Source organism: Tardiphaga robiniae, assembly GCF_013359755.1.
In the GTDB taxonomy this organism is placed as follows: Bacteria; Pseudomonadota; Alphaproteobacteria; order Rhizobiales; family Xanthobacteraceae; genus Tardiphaga; species Tardiphaga robiniae.
Window position 1 is genome coordinate 1 of the sequence record NZ_JABMCJ010000090.1, and the last position, 17,176, is coordinate 17,176.

The following is a 17,176-nucleotide window of genomic DNA, read 5'->3' on the forward strand; positions in this document are numbered from 1 at the left end:
CTACGGGGGTCTGCCACTCATGCTGGCTGGACGTGGCATTGGTGAACGGCGGGAAACCGTCGGGATCAGCGGAGTGCGGAGCTCTGCGCCTTTGCCCGGAAGAACGGTCCCGGGGACAGAAATCGCCGCGGTGGCGCGCCGGATGGCGTTGCGCGGTTGCAGCTTGCCGGCGTTCCGGCGGAGCGGATCGCGAAAATTACCACCATTTCGCGTCGTCAGGCGCGCTGCCACCCCTCATGTTTCAGGAGGGGACACCGCTTAGACAACCCCGAGCATGCGCTCGCGGGATCATAAAGGCGCGGGTGTCTGAATCTTTTTCCAACTATCAAAACGCATTCATGATGCGTGTTCGAAAAGCCCAATGATCATAGGCTTCGCGCGATTCCCGCCACAATTTATCCGGTAAAATTCGAGCGTTCCGCTGAACGGTTGCGCTAATGGTTGCTGTCATAACGCTGTCAGAAGCGATGAGGACAGCAATGGTTGACAAAACAGAAACATCGGGACGGAACGTCGTCGATCTCAGGTCCTATCAACAGGCGCGCATGGCCAACGGTCGGGCGCAGGCGATGTCTGCGCGTACCTGCCGGCATTGTGGTGCCGGGTTGATGGACGGCGAATCCGAAGACGATTGTTCCAGCGCGGGGATCAGCGCGGCTGCGCCGATGCCGCGGAAATTTTACGCGGACTAGAAAATCCCGCGCTTTTCGAGGAGCGCCAGAATGGCGCGGTCCTCAGCATGACTATTCCCCACCCGTTACCGCTGATCAGACGTGCTGGCCGCCATTGATGTGGATCTCGGCGCCGTTCACGTATGAACTCGTTTCCGTACACAGCACATAGATGATCTTGGCGACTTCGTCGGGCGTGCCGAGCCGATGCAGCGGGATCTGCTGATCGACGATGGTCTGCGTGCCCGGCGAGAGGATCGAGGTGTCGATCTCGCCCGGCGCGATGGCGTTGACGCGGATGCCGAGGCGGCCGAAATCCGACGCCATTTCGCGGGTCAGCGACGCCAGCGCCGCTTTCGATGTGGCATAGGCCGCACCGGCAAACGGATGCACGCGCGAGCCGGCGATCGAGGTGACATTCACCACTGAGCCCTTCGCAGCCTTCAACTGCTCGATCAGCCCGCGGGCCATCATGATCGGTGCGAAGAAGTTGACGTTGAAGACATGGCTCCAGGTCGCGACGTCAGTATCGATCGAGCCCATGCGCGCGCCACCTTCGGCCTTCGGCGAGATGGCGGCATTGTTCACCAGCGCATGCAGCGCGCCGCCGTTCAGCCGTTCCTTGATGTCGTCGATGGCGCGGACGGTGTCGTCATGGTCGGCGAGGTCGACCTGGATGTGATCTTCGGGGCCGGCATCCCATGGGCAGACTTCCGGAAACGGATGCCGCGAACAGGTCAGCACACGCCAGCCGGCGCTTGAAAAGCGCATCACGGTGGCATGACCGATGCCGCGGCTTGCGCCGGTGAGCAGCATGGTGCGCTTGGGCGCGTTCGATCCTGGATGGCTCACGGGTCTGGTTCTCGTCTCGTTGTCGGCGTTCACGGATACAGTCTCACCTTGGTCCAGGACGTATCTGGTGCCGCGGTGTCGCGGCGGAATTCGATGCGGTCGTGCAGGCGATACGGGCGGTCGTGCCAGAATTCGAACCGCTGTGGCGTGATGCGCCATCCGCTCCAGCCTGGCGGACGCGGAACGGCGCCGATCAGGTGCTTTGCGCCTTCCTTGGCGATGGCCTGTTCGAAGGCAAAGCGGCTTTCCAGCGGCTGCGACTGCTTGCTCGCCCAGGCGCCGATCTGCGCCTGTTTCGGGCGGGTCGAGAAATACTCGTCGGCCTCGGCATCGGTCACGCGGGTGACGGGACCGCGAATGCGGACCTGCCGGCGCAGCGACTTCCAGTGAAACAGTAGCGCTGCCTTGGGATTGGCGGCGAGCTCCTGACCCTTCTGGCTGGCGATGTGGCTGTAGAACACGAAGCCGTCGGTGTCGTAGCCCTTCATCAGCACCATGCGGACATCCGGCAGGCCGTCGGCGTCGACGGTGGCCAGCGCCATCGCGTTCGGATCGTTGGGCTCGGACGCCTTCGCCTCGGTAAACCACTCGGAAAACAGCGCAAATGGTTCCGCAGCGGCCGTAAAATCACCTGACGTTAACGGAGTTGAGTCTTTGATGGGGGAGGTCGTGTCGGTCATGTCCGGAGTTCCGCTTGCGTTGGCCTGTTGTAGAGAGCTCGCTGCTGCCCCTGCATAGGCAAGACCTATATAGGATACGGCAACGCATTGGCCTATCGGCCATCTGCCCGCTCGGTGCGGCTTTGACAGCAATTCTTATCGGCAGCACCCTCGGTGGTTGCAGTATGGGCCGAAACGAGTCCGCGCTGGCCAGGATGGAGGGCGGCGATGTCACCGGTTCGATTTCGCCGGCATCCGTCCAGGCCACCAATTACGAGCCTACCGAAGCCGATCTGGTCCTGACGCGTACGGCGGCCTCGGATGTGCTCACCAAGGGCAGCAAGGATTCCAGCCAGCCGTGGGAAAACCCGTCGACCGGCGCGCGCGGATCGGTGACGCCTCTGTCCAGTGCCTATGTCGCGGAAGGTCGCACCTGCAGGGATTTTCTGGCCAGCTATGTCAACGGCACCAGCGAAAGCTGGATGCAAGGTGCGGCCTGTAAGGGTGACCGCGGCAGCTGGGACGTGCATACGCTGAAGCCGTGGAAACGGAGCTAGTTTTCACCGGCGGGCCGCTTGCGGCCGAGTTGCAAAAATGACACGAAGTCACCAGATGAAGAAGCAGGCGGGCCGTGGCCCGCAAACCCAACATGCGGGCCGATTGCCCGCCTTTTAGTTACCTGAAGGAGAGACGACGGATGCGCGACCCCTATGAGGTCTTGGGGGTGCAGCGGGGCGCCAGCGCTGCGGCGATCAAGAGTGCCTATCGCAAGCTCGCCAAGAAGCATCATCCCGACAGCAACAAGGACGATCCGAAAGCCGCCGACCGGTTTTCGGAATTGAATGCGGCCAACGAGATCATCGGCGACGAGGACAAGCGCAAGCAGTTCGACCGCGGCGAGATCGATGCCGAGGGTAAAGCACGCTTCCAGGGATTTCCGGGCGGCGGCCGCGCCGGCGCGTCGCAGCGCGGCTTCGAGCATGCTTTCCGCGGCGGTCCCGGTGCGCAGCAGGGCTTTCCCGGCGGTGCCGGTGGCGGTTTCGAGGATATCCTCAACAGCATGTTCGGCGGCGCCAGCCCGCGCGGCGCGCGTCCCGGCGCGCAGGGCTTTGAATTCGATACCGGTGGCTATGCCGGCGGGATGCCCGATCTGGATCTGAACGTCGCCATGACGGTGACGCTGGAAGAATCTGTGAAGGGCGCCGAGAAGCGCGTGCGCCTGCCGTCCGGCAAGGAACTGAACGTCAAGATACCGGCCGGCGTCACGTCGGGCCAGCAGATCCGGCTCCGCGGCCAGGGCGAAAGCGCGCCAGGACATCGTCCCGGCGATCTGATGATCACCGTCACTATCGCTCCCCATTCCTTCTTCGAGGTGGATGGCAACGACCTGCGCGTCGATCTGCCGATCACGCTTTACGAAGCCGTGCTGGGGGCCAAGGTGCGCGCGCCGACACTCACCGGCGCCGTGGAGCTTTCAATTCCGAAGAACACGTCGAGCGGACGGGTGTTTCGCTTGAAGGGCAAGGGCCTGCCGCTGGCGGGAGGCGCCGCGGGCGATCTCTACTTCACCACCAGGATCATGCTGCCGGACGGCAACGACGCCGAACTGGAAGCCCTGATGGAGAAGTGGCGCGACGGGCACCCGTATCATCCGCGGAGTGATTTGGGGTGAGGCGAGCAGCGATCAGCTCGCTGTCCTCATCCCCCGATCTTCTCCGTCTGGTCATAGATCTGGCGGGCGACCTGGTTGAGCCGGTCCTTGTCGGTCGGGCCTGACACGACATAGCCGACGCCCTTGTCAGCCCAGAACATGGCGCCGTCCTTGTCCTGCGCGGCATAGCGCATCTGGGTGGCGTCGGCTTTCGCCGCACGCGAAGTGTAGAGCGTGTAGCGCTCGCCCGACGGGCTCTCATACATGAAGAAGGCCGCAGGCGCTTCGGGGCCGGGCAGCAAGCGTCCGCCAACCAGCTTCAATCCGGCCACCTCAAGTTCGGGTGCCTTGATCTCATAGCCAACTCGCTTCGACAGCCACTGCTGCAGGTGTGCGCGTTCATTGGCTGCGACTTCGACCGGATGACGGACTTCGACCACATAAGTCCGGTGCGCACCGAGCGCATCCACCGTGAAACTCCGGAATATCGACGGCGTGGTCGCTGCGCCGCGTGCGACCCAGCCCGCGCTGCCACCTGCAACGAAGGCGACCAGCGTTGCGGCGACTGCGCCGTAGACCCAGCGCCGCGGCTGCTGAACCAGTCGCTCGATTTCCAGCCGCTTTGGCACTGCCTCGTCGGCGATCGAATCGTAACGGGCATGCAGCAACTCGGCCATCGCGCGCCATGATGCGACGCGCTCGGCATCGTCGGGATGTGTCGTAAGCCATGCCTCGACATCGGCGCGGCGCTCAGCCGGCAATTCATTGTCGACGAAGGCGTGCAATTCGTCTTCGGTCACGGGAATGTTCGGTCCGGTCATTATCATCTTCCCTTTAAATCATTTGACCGCGCGCAGCGCCGGGCGCTCGCCGTCGAGATAGGCTTTGACATGGGCGCGGGCGCGGGCGAGGCGCGACATCACGGTGCCGATCGGCACGCCCTGGATGTCGGCGACTTCGCGGTAGCTCAGGCCCTCGAGCATCACGAGCAGCAGCACCGAGCGCTGCTCTTCGACGAGGGCGGCAAGGGCGCGCGAGATGTCGCGCCCTTCGGCTTCGGTGCCGCTGGCATCCGGATTGTTGTCGAACAGTTCGGTGAAGACCGGCTTGCGCGCCAGCGAGCGGCGGCGGTTGCGGTTCAGGTTGGTCAGGATCGTATAGAGCCAGCTTCTGAGGTCACCGCCGATGAACAGTTTTTCCGAGCGCAGCGCGCGCACCAGCGTGTCCTGCACCAGGTCGTCGGCAATGTCGGTGTCACGCGCCAGCGCTCGCGCATAGCGGCGCAGCGCCGGAATCATGCTCTCAACGCTTTCGCGAAAGGCGCTCATGGGGCTCGTGCCATCCGTTGCAATCCTGACGGTATCTTGGGCGGTCCGCAATTGCGCCGCATCTATCATAACACCTTGGCGGACCGTCTATTCCGGCGTTAAGCCCCGGACGGTAAACAGCCACATAACCGGGCTTTTGGGCTGTACCGGACGCAAGTGCTGGTGTACCCCCAAGGGCAGATCGGTATGGACTGCCAAGTTATCAGCCAAGCAAATAGGATGTGATATGAGCGAAGTTTCAGGCCTGATGAAGGGCAAGCGCGGCGTCATTCTCGGCGTGGCCAATAACCGTTCCATCGCCTGGGGCATTGCCAAGGCGTGCCAGGCGCAGGGCGCCGAAATCGCGCTGACCTATCAGGGCGATGCGCTGAAGAAGCGCGTGGAGCCGCTGGCGGCGGAACTGGGCGCGCTCGTGCTTGGTCATTGCGACGTCACGGATGCCGCGACCATCGATGCGGTGTTCGACGAGCTCAAGGTGAAGTGGGGCAAGATCGACTTCGTCGTCCATGCCATTGCGTTTTCCGACAAGAACGAGCTCGAGGGCCGCTATGTCGACACCACGGCGGAGAACTTCAGCAAGAGCATGCTCATCTCCTGCTATTCGCTGACCGCGGTTGCGCAGCGCGCCGAGAAACTAATGACCGACGGTGGTTCGATCATCACGCTGACTTATTACGGCGCCGAGAAGTGGATGCCGAACTACAACGTGATGGGCGTCGCCAAGGCCGCGCTCGAAGCCAGCGTGCGCTATCTGGCGGCTGACCTGGGCGAGAAGGGCATCCGCGTCAATGCGATCTCCGCCGGCCCGATCAAGACGCTGGCCTTCGCAGGGATTGCCGACTCCCGCTATCTGCTGAAATACAACGAGGTCAATGCGCCGCTGCGCAAGAACGTCTCGATCGACGAAGTCGGCCAGAGCTCGATGTATTTCCTGTCTGACCTGTCCTCTGGCGTCACCGGCGAAGTGCATCACGTCGATGCTGGCTATCACGTGCTCGGCACCAAGGTGCCGGATGCGCCGGATATCTCGATGGGCGGCAAGGACTGATCGCTTAGTCCATGCCGAAACCAACGATCTATTATATTCGCCACGGTCAGACCGAATGGAATGCCGCCGGTCGCTTTCAGGGCTCGAAGGACATTCCGCTCAACGATCTCGGTCGTGAGCAGGCGGCGCATGCCGGTGGTGTCCTTAAAGATCTGCTGGCGCGCGACGGGCGCACCAACGGCGATGTCGCATTCGTCTCCAGTCCGCTCGGCCGCGCGCGCAACACCATGGAATTGGTGCGCGGCAAGCTGGATCTGCCGCATGACGACTACGGCCTCGACGATCGTCTGCGTGAGATCGGCTTCGGCCACTGGGAAGGATTCACGTTGGCCGAGCAGGAAGCTGCGCATCCCGACATCTTTGCGGCACGTCTTCTGGACAAATGGAGCCTGCCGGCGCCGGGCGGCGAGAGCTATGCTGAGGTGCAACTCCGGATGCGCGAATGGGTTGACGGCCTGACGGGCGATACCGTTGCCGTTGCCCATGGCGGTACGGCGCGGGCGCTAATGGTGGCGCTGGGCCTTGAGACTCCGGACGGGGTCAGTGAGCTGCCGATCCAGCAGGGCGCGGTCTACGTGTTCAACGCCGACGGGATGGACAAGTTTAGTTAAGCATTGCGGCTGACCGGGCGATTTGACCCCTCGGACGGCCCGCGTTACGACATCTGCTCAAGCAGCGAGCGCCCCATGTCCCACAACACCTTCGGCCACATGTTCCGTGTCACCACCTTTGGCGAGAGCCACGGGGTGGCGATCGGCTGCGTGGTCGATGGCTGTCCGCCGCTGATCCCGCTGGATGTTGCCGAGATCCAGGCCGATCTCGATCGCCGCCGTCCCGGCCAGTCGCGCTTCACCACGCAGCGGCAGGAGGCCGATGCGGTCAAGATCCTGTCCGGGGTCATGGCGCATCCGGAAACCGGTGTGCAGGTCACGACGGGGACGCCGATCGCGCTGCTGATCGAGAACACCGACCAGCGCTCGAAGGACTATTCGGACATCAAGGACAAGTTTCGGCCTGGTCATGCCGACTTCACCTATGAAGCCAAATACGGGTTGCGCGATTATCGCGGCGGTGGCCGTTCGTCGGCCCGCGAGACGGCGACGCGTGTTGCGGCCGGCGCGATCGCGCGCAAGATCGTGCCCGGAATGACGGTGCGTGCGGCGCTGGTGCAGATGGGACCGCACAAGATCGACCGCGGCAATTGGGATTGGGACGAGGTCGCCCGCAATCCCTTCTTCTGCCCGGACAAGGACAAGGCCGCCTTCTTCGAAAGCTATCTCGACGGCATCCGGAAATCCGGCTCGTCGATCGGTGCGGTGATCGAGGTGGTCGCCGACGGCGTGCCGGCGGGATTGGGGGCTCCCATTTACGCCAAGCTCGACGGCGATCTGGCAGCGGCGCTGATGAGCATCAATGCGGTGAAGGGTGTCGAGATCGGCGACGGTTTCGGTGCTGCGGAATTGTCCGGCGAGGACAATGCCGACGAGATGCGCATGACCAATCACGGCCCGTCATTTCTCTCAAACCATGCTGGCGGCATCCTCGGCGGCATTTCCACAGGCCAGCCGGTCGTGGCACGTTTTGCAGTGAAGCCGACTTCGTCGATCCTGTCGCCGCGCAAGACCGTCGATCGCAATGGCGCCGATACGGACATCCTGACCAAGGGTCGTCATGATCCCTGCGTCGGCATCCGCGCCGTGCCGGTGGCGGAAGCCATGGCCGCTTGTGTGCTCGCCGATCATTTCATTCGGCATCGCGGACAGGTCGGCTAGAGTAAGTGACTGACCGAAGCCCGCGTTCGCGCGAGTTTGAAAGTGCCAGCCGTGTTGCCCGACAAGCTCAGAGAGATCATCGACTGGCTCAGTGACGGTGCGCGATCCGCGCCGACGCCATCGCGCATGATGGCGGAATGTTGCGAACGGCTTGTCGCTGCGGGGCTGCCGCTATACCGCGTCGGCATCTTCATCCGCACCCTGCACCCGGAAATCTTCGGCCGAAATTTCATCTGGCGTCCGGAGACCGGGGTGGTCCTCAGCTCGGTTGATTTCGACATTCAGGAGGCGCCTGAATTCCTCAGCAGTCCGCTTGCGCTGGTCTTCCGTGAAGGTGTCGAGGTTCGCAGCCGACTTCATGAGCCATCAACCACACCCTTTCCTTTTTTCGACGATATGCGCGCCGAAGGCGTTACCGACTACATCGCGATCCCGCTCACCTTCGTCGACAACATGCTCCACGCATCAAGCTGGACCACGAAGCAGCCTGGCGGTTTTACGGACGAGCAGCTTGCTGCCTTGAAAACGGTGCTGCCGACATTGGCGCGGTTGATCGAGGTCATCGGCATACGACGAGTGACGGTGACACTGCTCGATACCTATGTGGGCAATCGCGCTGGCGGACGTATTCTCGGTGGTCAGATCCGACGGGGCCACACCGAGACCATGCGCGCAGCGATCTGGTTGTCGGATCTGCGCGGCTTTACAGCGCTGTCGGATCGATTGCCGCCGGAAAGCGTCGTCGAGATTCTCAACCTTTACTTCGATTGTCAGGTGCCTGCGATCCTCAAGCATGGCGGCGAAGTGCTCAAATTCATGGGCGATGGCCTGCTGGCCGTGTTTCCCATTGCTGAGGATGATACGGATCGTTCGATGGTTTGCGGTCATGCGCTGGAGGCTGCGCGTGAAGCCAGCGCTGCCGTTGAAGCGCTGCGCTGGTCGGATGCGGCAGGTGCCGAAGAGCGCTTTCGCTTCGGTCTGGCACTGCATGTCGGCAAGGTACTTTACGGCAATATCGGCGGCGGCAACCGGCTCGACTTCACCTGTATCGGCCCGGCGGTGAACCTCGCCGCACGTCTGGAGAAGATCGCGGGCAGGCTGCATCGTACAGTGGTCGCGTCGACCGCTTTTGCTGGTGCGACAGACGCCGACTGGGCCGATCTCGGTGAATTTCCCATCGCTGGCTTCGCCAAGGCCGAGCAGGTCTATGGATTGGGCGATGAAACCGCGGTCGCCGGCTGAGGTCAGTCGCCGCGCAGATGGGATTGCTTGAGGGCCGCGGTCAGGATCATCAGGGTCACCCAAAGCCGCAGCATCGCGAAGCTGAAGATAAAGACGAAGAAGATCAGGTTTCGGATGAAGGTGTTCGTCGTCGGCGCCTGCCCGTAGATCGCAATCGCGTTGCGAACGAGACCCTGGACAAAACCGAGGCCGAAATAGGCGGCGGTCAGGACCAGAAGGCCCACGCCGAGCCACGCGCTTCGCCTGGCGAATTCACGGCAAGCCGCGAAGAAACGAACCCTGTTGTCATGGCGTTCGACGCCGACGATCATCAGCAAGATCAGCGTGGCGATGGAGGCATTCCAGATCTTTCCGGCCGCCGTCGGCTGATCGAACGCCATGCCATCGATGCCGCCCATGAAGTTCAGGTCCAGCGGCGAGATCCCGAGCGATACAGAGATCATGCTTGCTACAAGCATCAGCGCGCCGATACGCACCAGAATGCGCAGCGATAGTCGGAATTCATCCTCGAACGTCATGGCTCCGAGATGGGTCTCGCCGTCGGCAAGCTCGATCGACCGCCGTGCGGTCACCAGAAACGCGAGAAGAACGGCAACCGTGGCGACGAAGATGGCCGGCAAGGCGATAACGCCACCGCTGAACGCGATCACGCGCATTCCCGCTGCCAGCACGAGCCAAGGCAGGCATTCGATGAAGCGCAAAGGCCCGAACGACAATTCCGGCCGGGATACATATTGCTTGCGGAGTGCAATCGACATCTGGCGAGCTTGCCACATGCCGCCCAACCTCGGATTGAGCCGATCGTTAAATTTTTATCGTCTTGGTGGCCAAAGCAGAAGCGCCACGTCCTATTCTTCCGGCTCGGTCGTGAACAGAAGCGGATAGCCCTTGGCGCGGCCGGCATCTGTCGCGCGGGTCGCCTTGGTCTCGGCGACGTCACGGGTGAACACGGCGACGACGCAGACGCCGCGTTGATGCGCCGTCATCATTACCTTGGCGGCTTGATCCTCGGACATGCGAAATTCCGCCTTCAGCACCCGCACGACGAACTCCCGGGGCGTGAAGTCATCATTGACGAGGATAACCTTGTACAATTTCGGCCGCTCGACCTTCGGCTTGGTCTTAGTCTTGGTCTGCGGGGCGGTGACACTCTCGGGCATGCACACTCATCCGGACGATCGCGCTCTGTGGCGGCGGCGCGAGGATGGTCAGTCGGCCGGGCAATCCTTGAGGCGTTGCACGGCATCCTGATCGCCGCGCTGCACGGCCATTGGCTTCAGTTTACAGGCTCCGGGGACGTCGCGAAACTGCGGGTTCTGCGATAGTTTGAGATCGACCAATGCGGCGAGTGCGTCGGGCTCGCCAAGTTCCGCAGCCTGAACTGCCTCAAACAGAACGATGTTAAGCGAAGAGATCTGAATCTGCGGATGGCCGGCCAGCAACCGCAGGGCCTTTAGCCGGGAGTCGTAATCCCAAACCCCGGCAGTGATCAGCAAGTCGATCCCCTTTGGCACGTCGCGTGGCACCAGCTTTCCATCGAGATAAAGCTGGCCGAGCAGGCCACTCGCGCTCGCTTGATGGCGCTGGCTTTGCAAGATCGATAGCGCGCGCTTCGGATCGGCGGAGCCGCCTTCGCCATCGAGCAGCATCTGCGCCAGATCGGTATCGCCTCCCAGATGATCGCGCGCAGCCTCTTCAAATAGTTTGCGGGCGCGCACGGGATCGTTGGGACGCGTGGCTTCAGCCAGCGCCGCCTTGGCGCCAAACGAGCCGCCTTGGGCGAGACGTTCGAGTAAATCCCGGCCGAGGGTCTGCTCGTCCGGCTGCGGGGATCGCGCGAGAAGCCGGGCAAGCCTGATCTGCTGGTCCGCACGGGTGACGTTCTCCGGCAGCGGCAACCGAAGCACGCGCTCGGTCCAGTATCGTTCGGCCGAGGGGGCCCGCTTTACGATGCCGCCACGGCCATAGAGGATGGCGAGCCTGTTTACCGCTGACGGGTTGTCCAGTTCGGCTGCCTTGATCAGCGCGTGCTGTGCCTCGTCGCGCGCAATCAGTTGCGGGCGATCAAGATGATAGTCCCATGAATTGTGCGACTCATAGATTGCGTAATTTGCCTCGCCGTCGTTCCGGGCTGCGGCCTCGCGCAACAGTGCGACCGCCTCGGCGCGCCGTTCATGCGGCAGCGATTGAGCAAAGGCCACCTTGTTGCGGACATCGTCCGGAGCTGCAGCGAATGCTTCGCTGCAGGCGGCCTGGCGCATCCGGTAACGCAGCTTCTCTTGTTGCTCGGGGAGGTATTCGGTGGCGTTCCGCAAAAGACGGCGGCATTCGTTGGCTGCGTTGGCGCCGAACGGCTGAATAGGTTCGTCCTGTTCGGCGGCCCCTGTCTTGCGCTGTTCGGCAGGTGTTGAAACGAACAAAGCGATCGCTGCGCCGATGCAAGCGAGCAGTACGGCCCACACGATTGCGTGCCGCGCTGCGGGCTGGCGGCCACCGTTCATCGGCGCGTTCAAGGCGGCACTCATGTCGGCCATTCTGGTCGGCAATAGTGGATGTGGCGTTGGCGACATCCTGCGCTAGCTTTGTCGCGCGAACGTGCAAACCGTTCAAATCCGGGGGCAGGCGCCCGTTAACTCTGCCGCAGCGGCAGAGCCGCCATGACCGGATTGTGAACATGCCTGCAGGTTCCTGCTTTGCGGCTCGTCATTTGCATGTCACCATTCGATTCTCAACGGGAGGGCCGCTATGCGCTGGTGTGTCTCGATTGGAGCGGTACTCGTCGCGGGAGCGATGGCCGGCGGCGACGTCGCGAGCATGGCTGCGACAGGCCCGAAAGCGCAGTTTGTCCAGAGCAAGCAGGACCCCGTGGTCGATGTCGAACTGGTGCTGGCGGTCGACGTTTCCTATTCGATGGATATGGACGAGCTGGCGATCCAGCGCGAAGGCTATGCCCAAGCCATCGTCTCCAAGGAATTTCTTACCGCGCTCAAGAGTGGCCCGACAGGCAAGATTGCGGTCACTTATTTCGAATGGGCGGCATCGTCAGACCAGAAGCTGATTATTCCCTGGCGTGTCATCGATGGTCCTGAATCCGCCGACGCGGTGGCATCCGAAATCATGAAGACACCGATCCGCCGGGCATCGCGGACCTCGATCTCGGGCGCGATCTACTATGCCATGCCGCTGTTCGACGAAAATGCGCTGCACGGTCTGCGCCGGGTCATCGATATCTCGGGCGATGGGCCGAACAACAATGGAGGACCGGTGACGGTCGCACGCGACGAGGCAGTCGCGAAAGGCATCGTCATCAACGGCCTGCCGATCATGGCCAAGGAACTGTCCTACTCGACCATGGATATCGAAAATCTCGATCTCTATTACGAGGACTGCGTGATCGGCGGCGCGGGCTCCTTCGTGGTGCCGATCAAGGAGCGCGACAAATTCAAGGAAGCGATCCGCACCAAACTGGTGTTGGAAGTCGCAGGATTGATGCCCGAGCCGCGCGCGATTCCTGTCGCCAACACGACGAAGGAGCCCCGCGTCAACTGCCTGATCGGCGAGAAGATCTGGCAGGATCGCTGGGGGCGTTAGTTCCCGTTAGCCATCGACCCGCGCAATCGCGTGGAAAAACGTGCCGGTGACATGGCCGCGCCGTCCGCCGCGTTCTGCCATGGGTTCGGCCTGCGCGTTGCGGAGATCGACCAGCGGGTCGTCGCTGCCCGGATCAATCAGTGACGCATAGTGAAATTCATGGCCGCGGATGAGCGATCCCTTTGGTCCGATCGGACTGTCGGATAGCAATCGCGCCTCGCGATAGCCGAGATGCAAGCGCCGCTTGTGGAAACTCGTCGTGTGGCTGAGCAGCCCCGTCATCTCATGCCGGTTGCCGTCGGCATCCTCCAGGCCTTCACCGAGCACCATATAGCCGCCGCACTCGCCGTGGACCGAACGTGTCTGTGCGAAGCGCACCAGCCCGTCGCGGAATTTTTGCGCCGAGGCAAGCGTCGCCACGTGAAGTTCGGGATAACCGCCTGGCAGCCAGCAGCTATCGCAATCATCCGGGGGAGCTTCATTGGCCAGCGGGGAGAAGCGCAGGATCTCCGCGCCCGCGTTGCGCCAGCCATCGATCAGGTGCGGATAGATGAAAGTGAATGCGGCATCGACGGCAAGCGCAATGCGTTGACCAGGCGGTGGCAATGCTGGCGTGGCATTGAGCGTGGGCTCCCGCTCGATGGGGGCGGCCAGCGCGATGATGGCATCGAGATCGAGGTGCTTCTCCGCCATGTCGGCGAGAACGCCCATCCGTGTGGCAAGGTTGCCATGTTCGCCGGCCTGGATCAGGCCGAGATGGCGCTCCGGCAGCGCCAGCGCGGCATCCCGCGGAATGGCACCGACGACGGGGATGCCGAGTGGCGCGATGGCATCCGTGATGAGGCGGCGATGTCGGTCGCTGCCGACGCGGTTCAGGATCACACCGGCGACGCGGACGTCAGGACGATGACTGGCAAAGCCGCGCACCATAGCGGCTGCTGATTGCGATTGCGCGGTCACGTCGAGCACCAGCAGCACCGGCAACTTGAACCGCGCGGCGATGCTGGCACTGCTGCCGTCGCGGTCGGCGACGCCGGGCACGCCGTCGAACAGGCCCATGACGCCTTCGACCACCAGCAGATCGGCGGCTTCGATGGTGCCAGCCATCAGCGCCTGCAGCAGCAAGGGCGGCATGGTCCAGCTATCGAGATTGATGCAGGGAGCGCCGGTGGCGACCGCGTGAAAGGCAGGGTCGATATAATCGGGCCCGGCCTTGGCCGCGCGCAGTACCATGCCGCGCCGCGCCAGTGCGGCGAGCAGGCCGAGCGTGACCGTGGTCTTGCCCGCGCCGGATCGCGCTGCGGAGACCAGCAGGCCGGCGGTCATGATGGATGAACTTGCGACATCGCGGCGGATTACCGCGGCGACTGCGATGCCGCAAGGGCGAGGTCTAGGCAGACGCCTTTTCGCTCTTCGGCCAGTACTTGTCCCGCAAATGGCGCTTCACCAGTTTGCCGGTCGGCGTGCGTGGCAGTTCGGCCTCGAAGTCGATGCTCTTGGGGCATTTGATCGGGGACAGATGCTTGCGGCAGTACAAGATCAATTCGGCCTCCAGCGCCTTGCCGGCGCGGCTCATGTCGTGCGGCTGCACCACGGCCTTGACCTCTTCGCCCATCTCCTCGTTCGGCACGCCGAACACCGCAACATCGGCGATGTCCGGATGCGTGATGAGAACGTCCTCGGTCTCCTGCGGATAGATGTTCACGCCACCGGAAATAATCATGTAAGACTTGCGGTCGGTGAGGTAGAGGAAGCCCTCGTCGTCGAGATAGCCGACATCGCCGAGGGTGGACCAGCCGCGCGCGTTATAGGCGCGCTTCGTCTTCTCGGGATCGTTGTGATAGCTGAACTGCGGCGTATCGGCGAAATACACCGTGCCGATTTCGCCGGTCGGCGCTTCCTGGTCTTCTTCATTGACGATCTTGACGCTGCCGACCACAGCCTTGCCGACGGTCCCGCGATGCGACAGCCACTGCTGCGAGTTCGACACGGTGACGCCGTTGCCTTCGGAGCCGGCGTAATATTCGATCAGGATCGGTCCCCACCAGTCGATCATCCGCGCCTTGACGTCGACGGGGCAGGGGGCTGCGGCATGGATCGCGCCGTTCAATGAAGAGACGTCGTATTTCAAACGGACTTCATCAGGCAGCTTCAGCATGCGGACAAACATGGTTGGCACAAGCTGCGACTGGGTGATCTTGTGCTTTTCGACAAGCTTGAGGAATTCCTCGGCGTCGAAATGCTCCATGATCACCGACGTGCCGCCGAGCGTGATCGCCATCATGTTAAAACGTAACGGAGCCGCGTGATACAGCGGCGCCGGTGACAGATAGATCGAGTCCGATGTCATGCCGCACATGTTCGCGCAGAGCAGCTTCAGGAACGGATTCGGCACGTCGATCGGATTGTTCTCCGAGGCGCGCTTGATGCCCTTGGGGCGGCCCGTCGTGCCCGACGAATACAGCATGTCGTAGCCGGCAACCTCGTCGGCAATCGGCGTGGCGGGCTGAGTGGCGAGGGCGGTATTCCAGTCGCGGAAACCGGGGCGCGAACCGTCGACGATATAAAACATTGGCTCCGCGGCGTTGGTAATCAGCGGCGCAACCACATCGGCGCATTTCTCGGAAGTGATGACGACCCGTGCGCCGCAGTCTTTCACGATATAGGCGATTTCGTCCTGCGTGAGGTAGCGGCTGATCGCCGTGTAATACAGCCCGCTGCGCTGTGCAGCCCAGCAGATCTCCATGAAGTCGAGGCGATTCTCCATCAAGAGCGCGATGTGATCGCCGGCCTTCAGGCCGAGTGAGCGAAACAACTGCGCGCCGCGGTTGGAGCATTCGTCGAGTTCGCGATAGCTGAGCGCCTGGCCGGAGCCGGCCATGCGGTAGGCAATCTTGTCGGGACTGGTCTTCGCGTGAATCGACGGATGCGTCATGGAGAATTCCTTGGTGTTTCCTCGAAGACCGGCGGATTTTTCCGCTCGTGGTGTGGTTTGGTAGGCTCTCTCAGTTGTCATCCCCGCGAAGGCGGGGATCCATAACCTCCTTCAGTTGAGATGGCACGCGGCGGCCTCCGCGTTCTTGCTATCTCGATCGAGAGTATGGGTCCCCGCCTTCGCGGGGACGACACCATTGTTGTCGGAGTGCTTACAACCGCTCCACGATCGTCACATTGGCCATGCCGCCGCCTTCGCACATGGTCTGCAGCCCGTAGCGCTTCTTGTTCTGCTGGAGCGCATGGACCAGCGTGGTCATCAGCTTGGTACCGGAGCCGCCGAGCGGATGGCCGAGCGCGATGGCGCCGCCATTGACGTTGAGGCGCTTCGGGTCGGCGCCGGTGGCCTTCAGCCAGGCCGTCGGAATCGAGGCGAAGGCTTCGTTGACTTCGAACAGGTCGATGTCGTCGATCTTCATTCCGGCCTTTTCGAGCGCGCGCTTGGTGGCGGGCAGGGGCGCTTCCAGCATGATCACGGGATCGCCGCCCATCATGGTCATGTGGTGGATGCGCGCCAGCGGCTTGATGCCGAGTTGCTTGAGGCCCTTCTCGTTGACAACCATCACGCCCGACGCACCATCGCAGATCTGGCTGGCGGATGCTGCGGTGAGCTTGCCGTTCTCGGCGATCAGCTTGACGCCGCGAATGCCGTCGAGCGTCGCATCGAAACGGATGCCCTCGTCGATGTGATGGGTGTCCACGGAGCCATCGGCGCGGGTGATCTGCAGCGGGATGATTTCGTCCTTGAACCGGCCGGCCTCGGTCGCCGCAATAGCGCGCTGGTGGCTCTCGAAGGCGTATGTGTCGAGGTCATCCTTCGACAGTCCGTATTTCTCGGCGACCATCTCGGCGCCGGTGAACTGGCTGAACTGGATGTTGGGATAGCGCGCTTCCATGCCGGGGCTCTTGTAGTGGCCCATGCCGGCCTTGGACGCGAGAATGCTTGGCGAGCCCATTGGCACGCGGGTCATGCTCTCGACGCCGGCGGCGATCACGATATCCATGGAGCCGGCCATCACGGCCTGGGCGGCGAAATGCAGCGCCTGCTGCGATGAACCGCACTGGCGGTCGATGGAGGTGCCCGGCACGCTTTCCGGAAGCTTCGAGGCCAGCACCGCGTTGCGCGCGACGTTGACCGCCTGCTCGCCGCCCTGGCCGACGCAGCCCATGATGACGTCCTCAACCGAGGCGGGATCTGCGCCGGTGCGTTCAACCAGCGTGTTCAAAACCGAGGCTGCGAGGTCGGCCGGGTGCCAGCCGGCTAAACGCCCGCCCTTGCGGCCACCAGCGGTGCGTGCAGCGGCGACGATATAGGCCTCGGCCATGCGTGATCTCCCTTTTTTGCCTTGTTTGGCGGCGTTTTTCGTG

Annotated in this window: 17 protein-coding genes; 7 read left to right on the forward strand and 10 right to left on the reverse strand. The window is 62.7% G+C overall.

Features of this window, described 5'->3' with window-relative positions; genetic code table 11:
• Positions 1-767: 767 nt before the first annotated feature.
• Complete coding sequence (locus HP556_RS19795; protein ID WP_089265492.1) at positions 768-1,487, reverse strand: SDR family NAD(P)-dependent oxidoreductase; 720 nt, start codon at positions 1,485-1,487, stop codon at positions 768-770.
• A gap of 65 nt (positions 1,488-1,552) precedes the next feature.
• Positions 1,553-2,203: a pyridoxamine 5'-phosphate oxidase gene (gene pdxH, locus HP556_RS19800; protein ID WP_175368250.1), complete on the reverse strand. Its 651-nt coding sequence runs from the start codon at positions 2,201-2,203 to the stop codon at positions 1,553-1,555.
• Between the two features lie 164 nt (positions 2,204-2,367).
• On the opposite strand from pdxH, the gene HP556_RS19805 reads away from it, so the two are divergent.
• Together HP556_RS19805 and HP556_RS19810 are read left to right on the forward strand one after the other, a co-directional pair.
• Complete coding sequence (locus HP556_RS19805; RefSeq protein WP_338117596.1) at positions 2,368-2,739, forward strand: RT0821/Lpp0805 family surface protein; 372 nt, start codon at positions 2,368-2,370, stop codon at positions 2,737-2,739.
• A 140-nt stretch (positions 2,740-2,879) separates the two neighbouring features.
• Positions 2,880-3,854, forward strand: a complete 975-nt coding sequence (locus tag HP556_RS19810) for a DnaJ C-terminal domain-containing protein (protein WP_175368251.1) — start codon at positions 2,880-2,882, stop codon at positions 3,852-3,854.
• A 26-nt stretch (positions 3,855-3,880) separates the two neighbouring features.
• Here the strand turns inward: HP556_RS19810 and HP556_RS19815 are convergent, their stop codons facing one another.
• Both HP556_RS19815 and HP556_RS19820 read right to left on the reverse strand, forming a co-directional pair.
• Positions 3,881-4,654, reverse strand: a complete 774-nt coding sequence (locus HP556_RS19815) for an anti-sigma factor family protein (RefSeq protein ID WP_175368252.1) — start codon at positions 4,652-4,654, stop codon at positions 3,881-3,883.
• A gap of 18 nt (positions 4,655-4,672) precedes the next feature.
• Positions 4,673-5,161 (reverse strand): RNA polymerase sigma factor, encoded by a 489-nt coding sequence (locus HP556_RS19820; RefSeq protein ID WP_089265487.1) that lies wholly within the window; start codon positions 5,159-5,161, stop codon positions 4,673-4,675.
• A gap of 226 nt (positions 5,162-5,387) precedes the next feature.
• Between HP556_RS19820 and fabI the strand changes: the two genes are divergently transcribed.
• The 4 genes from fabI to HP556_RS19840 all read left to right on the forward strand — a co-directional run bounded on the left by fabI (position 5,388) and on the right by HP556_RS19840 (position 9,223).
• Complete coding sequence (gene fabI / locus HP556_RS19825) at positions 5,388-6,209, forward strand: enoyl-ACP reductase FabI (protein ID WP_175368253.1); 822 nt, start codon at positions 5,388-5,390, stop codon at positions 6,207-6,209.
• Between the two features lie 11 nt (positions 6,210-6,220).
• Positions 6,221-6,820 (forward strand): histidine phosphatase family protein, encoded by a 600-nt coding sequence (locus HP556_RS19830; protein ID WP_175368254.1) that lies wholly within the window; start codon positions 6,221-6,223, stop codon positions 6,818-6,820.
• 75 nt (positions 6,821-6,895) lie between these two features.
• A complete protein-coding gene (aroC, locus tag HP556_RS19835) occupies positions 6,896-7,981 on the forward strand; it encodes a chorismate synthase (RefSeq protein WP_089265485.1) in 1,086 nt (361 codons plus the stop codon).
• Between the two features lie 51 nt (positions 7,982-8,032).
• Positions 8,033-9,223 carry an adenylate/guanylate cyclase domain-containing protein gene (locus HP556_RS19840; protein WP_175368409.1) on the forward strand — a complete coding sequence of 397 codons (1,191 nt, stop codon included), beginning with the start codon at positions 8,033-8,035 and terminating at the stop codon, positions 9,221-9,223.
• A gap of 2 nt (positions 9,224-9,225) precedes the next feature.
• Here HP556_RS19840 and HP556_RS19845 read toward each other — a convergent pair whose 3' ends face one another.
• The 3 genes from HP556_RS19845 to HP556_RS19855 all read right to left on the reverse strand — a co-directional run bounded on the left by HP556_RS19845 (position 9,226) and on the right by HP556_RS19855 (position 11,748).
• Positions 9,226-9,981 carry a hypothetical protein gene (locus HP556_RS19845; RefSeq protein WP_175368255.1) on the reverse strand — a complete coding sequence of 252 codons (756 nt, stop codon included), beginning with the start codon at positions 9,979-9,981 and terminating at the stop codon, positions 9,226-9,228.
• A 90-nt stretch (positions 9,982-10,071) separates the two neighbouring features.
• A complete protein-coding gene (gene clpS, locus HP556_RS19850) occupies positions 10,072-10,383 on the reverse strand; it encodes an ATP-dependent Clp protease adapter ClpS (protein WP_120291842.1) in 312 nt (103 codons plus the stop codon).
• A gap of 48 nt (positions 10,384-10,431) precedes the next feature.
• Complete coding sequence (locus HP556_RS19855) at positions 10,432-11,748, reverse strand: tetratricopeptide repeat protein (RefSeq protein ID WP_175368256.1); 1,317 nt, start codon at positions 11,746-11,748, stop codon at positions 10,432-10,434.
• A 220-nt stretch (positions 11,749-11,968) separates the two neighbouring features.
• On the opposite strand from HP556_RS19855, the gene HP556_RS19860 reads away from it, so the two are divergent.
• The gene (locus HP556_RS19860) at positions 11,969-12,814 is read left to right on the forward strand and encodes a DUF1194 domain-containing protein (protein ID WP_175368257.1); all 846 of its coding nucleotides are present in this window, start codon (positions 11,969-11,971) and stop codon (positions 12,812-12,814) included.
• A gap of 6 nt (positions 12,815-12,820) precedes the next feature.
• On the opposite strand, the gene HP556_RS19865 is transcribed toward HP556_RS19860, so the two are convergent.
• The 3 genes from HP556_RS19865 to HP556_RS19875 all read right to left on the reverse strand — a co-directional run bounded on the left by HP556_RS19865 (position 12,821) and on the right by HP556_RS19875 (position 17,133).
• Positions 12,821-14,140 carry a cobyrinic acid a,c-diamide synthase CobB gene (locus tag HP556_RS19865; RefSeq protein WP_175368258.1) on the reverse strand — a complete coding sequence of 440 codons (1,320 nt, stop codon included), beginning with the start codon at positions 14,138-14,140 and terminating at the stop codon, positions 12,821-12,823.
• 64 nt (positions 14,141-14,204) lie between these two features.
• The gene (locus HP556_RS19870; RefSeq protein ID WP_175368259.1) at positions 14,205-15,749 is read right to left on the reverse strand and encodes an acyl-CoA synthetase; all 1,545 of its coding nucleotides are present in this window, start codon (positions 15,747-15,749) and stop codon (positions 14,205-14,207) included.
• A gap of 211 nt (positions 15,750-15,960) precedes the next feature.
• Positions 15,961-17,133, reverse strand: coding sequence for an acetyl-CoA C-acetyltransferase (locus tag HP556_RS19875; RefSeq protein WP_175368260.1), 1,173 nt, complete (start codon positions 17,131-17,133; stop codon positions 15,961-15,963).
• Between the last annotated feature and the right edge of the window lie 43 nt (positions 17,134-17,176).

Excerpts from the sequence above, each read along its gene's own strand:
- HP556_RS19795 (WP_089265492.1), bottom strand. The coding sequence starts at position 1,487 with ATGCTGCTCACCGGCGCAAGCCGCGGCATCGGTCATGCCACCGTGATG.
- pdxH (WP_175368250.1), bottom strand. The coding sequence starts at position 2,203 with ATGACCGACACGACCTCCCCCATCAAAGACTCAACTCCGTTAACGTCA.
- HP556_RS19805 (WP_338117596.1), top strand. The coding sequence starts at position 2,368 with ATGGGCCGAAACGAGTCCGCGCTGGCCAGGATGGAGGGCGGCGATGTC.
- HP556_RS19810 (WP_175368251.1), top strand. The coding sequence starts at position 2,880 with ATGCGCGACCCCTATGAGGTCTTGGGGGTGCAGCGGGGCGCCAGCGCT.
- HP556_RS19815 (WP_175368252.1), bottom strand. The coding sequence starts at position 4,654 with ATGACCGGACCGAACATTCCCGTGACCGAAGACGAATTGCACGCCTTC.
- HP556_RS19820 (WP_089265487.1), bottom strand. The coding sequence starts at position 5,161 with ATGAGCGCCTTTCGCGAAAGCGTTGAGAGCATGATTCCGGCGCTGCGC.
- fabI (WP_175368253.1), top strand. The coding sequence starts at position 5,388 with ATGAGCGAAGTTTCAGGCCTGATGAAGGGCAAGCGCGGCGTCATTCTC.
- HP556_RS19830 (WP_175368254.1), top strand. The coding sequence starts at position 6,221 with ATGCCGAAACCAACGATCTATTATATTCGCCACGGTCAGACCGAATGG.
- aroC (WP_089265485.1), top strand. The coding sequence starts at position 6,896 with ATGTCCCACAACACCTTCGGCCACATGTTCCGTGTCACCACCTTTGGC.
- HP556_RS19845 (WP_175368255.1), bottom strand. The coding sequence starts at position 9,981 with ATGTCGATTGCACTCCGCAAGCAATATGTATCCCGGCCGGAATTGTCG.
- clpS (WP_120291842.1), bottom strand. The coding sequence starts at position 10,383 with ATGCCCGAGAGTGTCACCGCCCCGCAGACCAAGACTAAGACCAAGCCG.
- HP556_RS19855 (WP_175368256.1), bottom strand. The coding sequence starts at position 11,748 with ATGAGTGCCGCCTTGAACGCGCCGATGAACGGTGGCCGCCAGCCCGCA.
- HP556_RS19860 (WP_175368257.1), top strand. The coding sequence starts at position 11,969 with ATGCGCTGGTGTGTCTCGATTGGAGCGGTACTCGTCGCGGGAGCGATG.
- HP556_RS19865 (WP_175368258.1), bottom strand. The coding sequence starts at position 14,140 with ATGACCGCCGGCCTGCTGGTCTCCGCAGCGCGATCCGGCGCGGGCAAG.
- HP556_RS19870 (WP_175368259.1), bottom strand. The coding sequence starts at position 15,749 with ATGACGCATCCGTCGATTCACGCGAAGACCAGTCCCGACAAGATTGCC.
- HP556_RS19875 (WP_175368260.1), bottom strand. The coding sequence starts at position 17,133 with ATGGCCGAGGCCTATATCGTCGCCGCTGCACGCACCGCTGGTGGCCGC.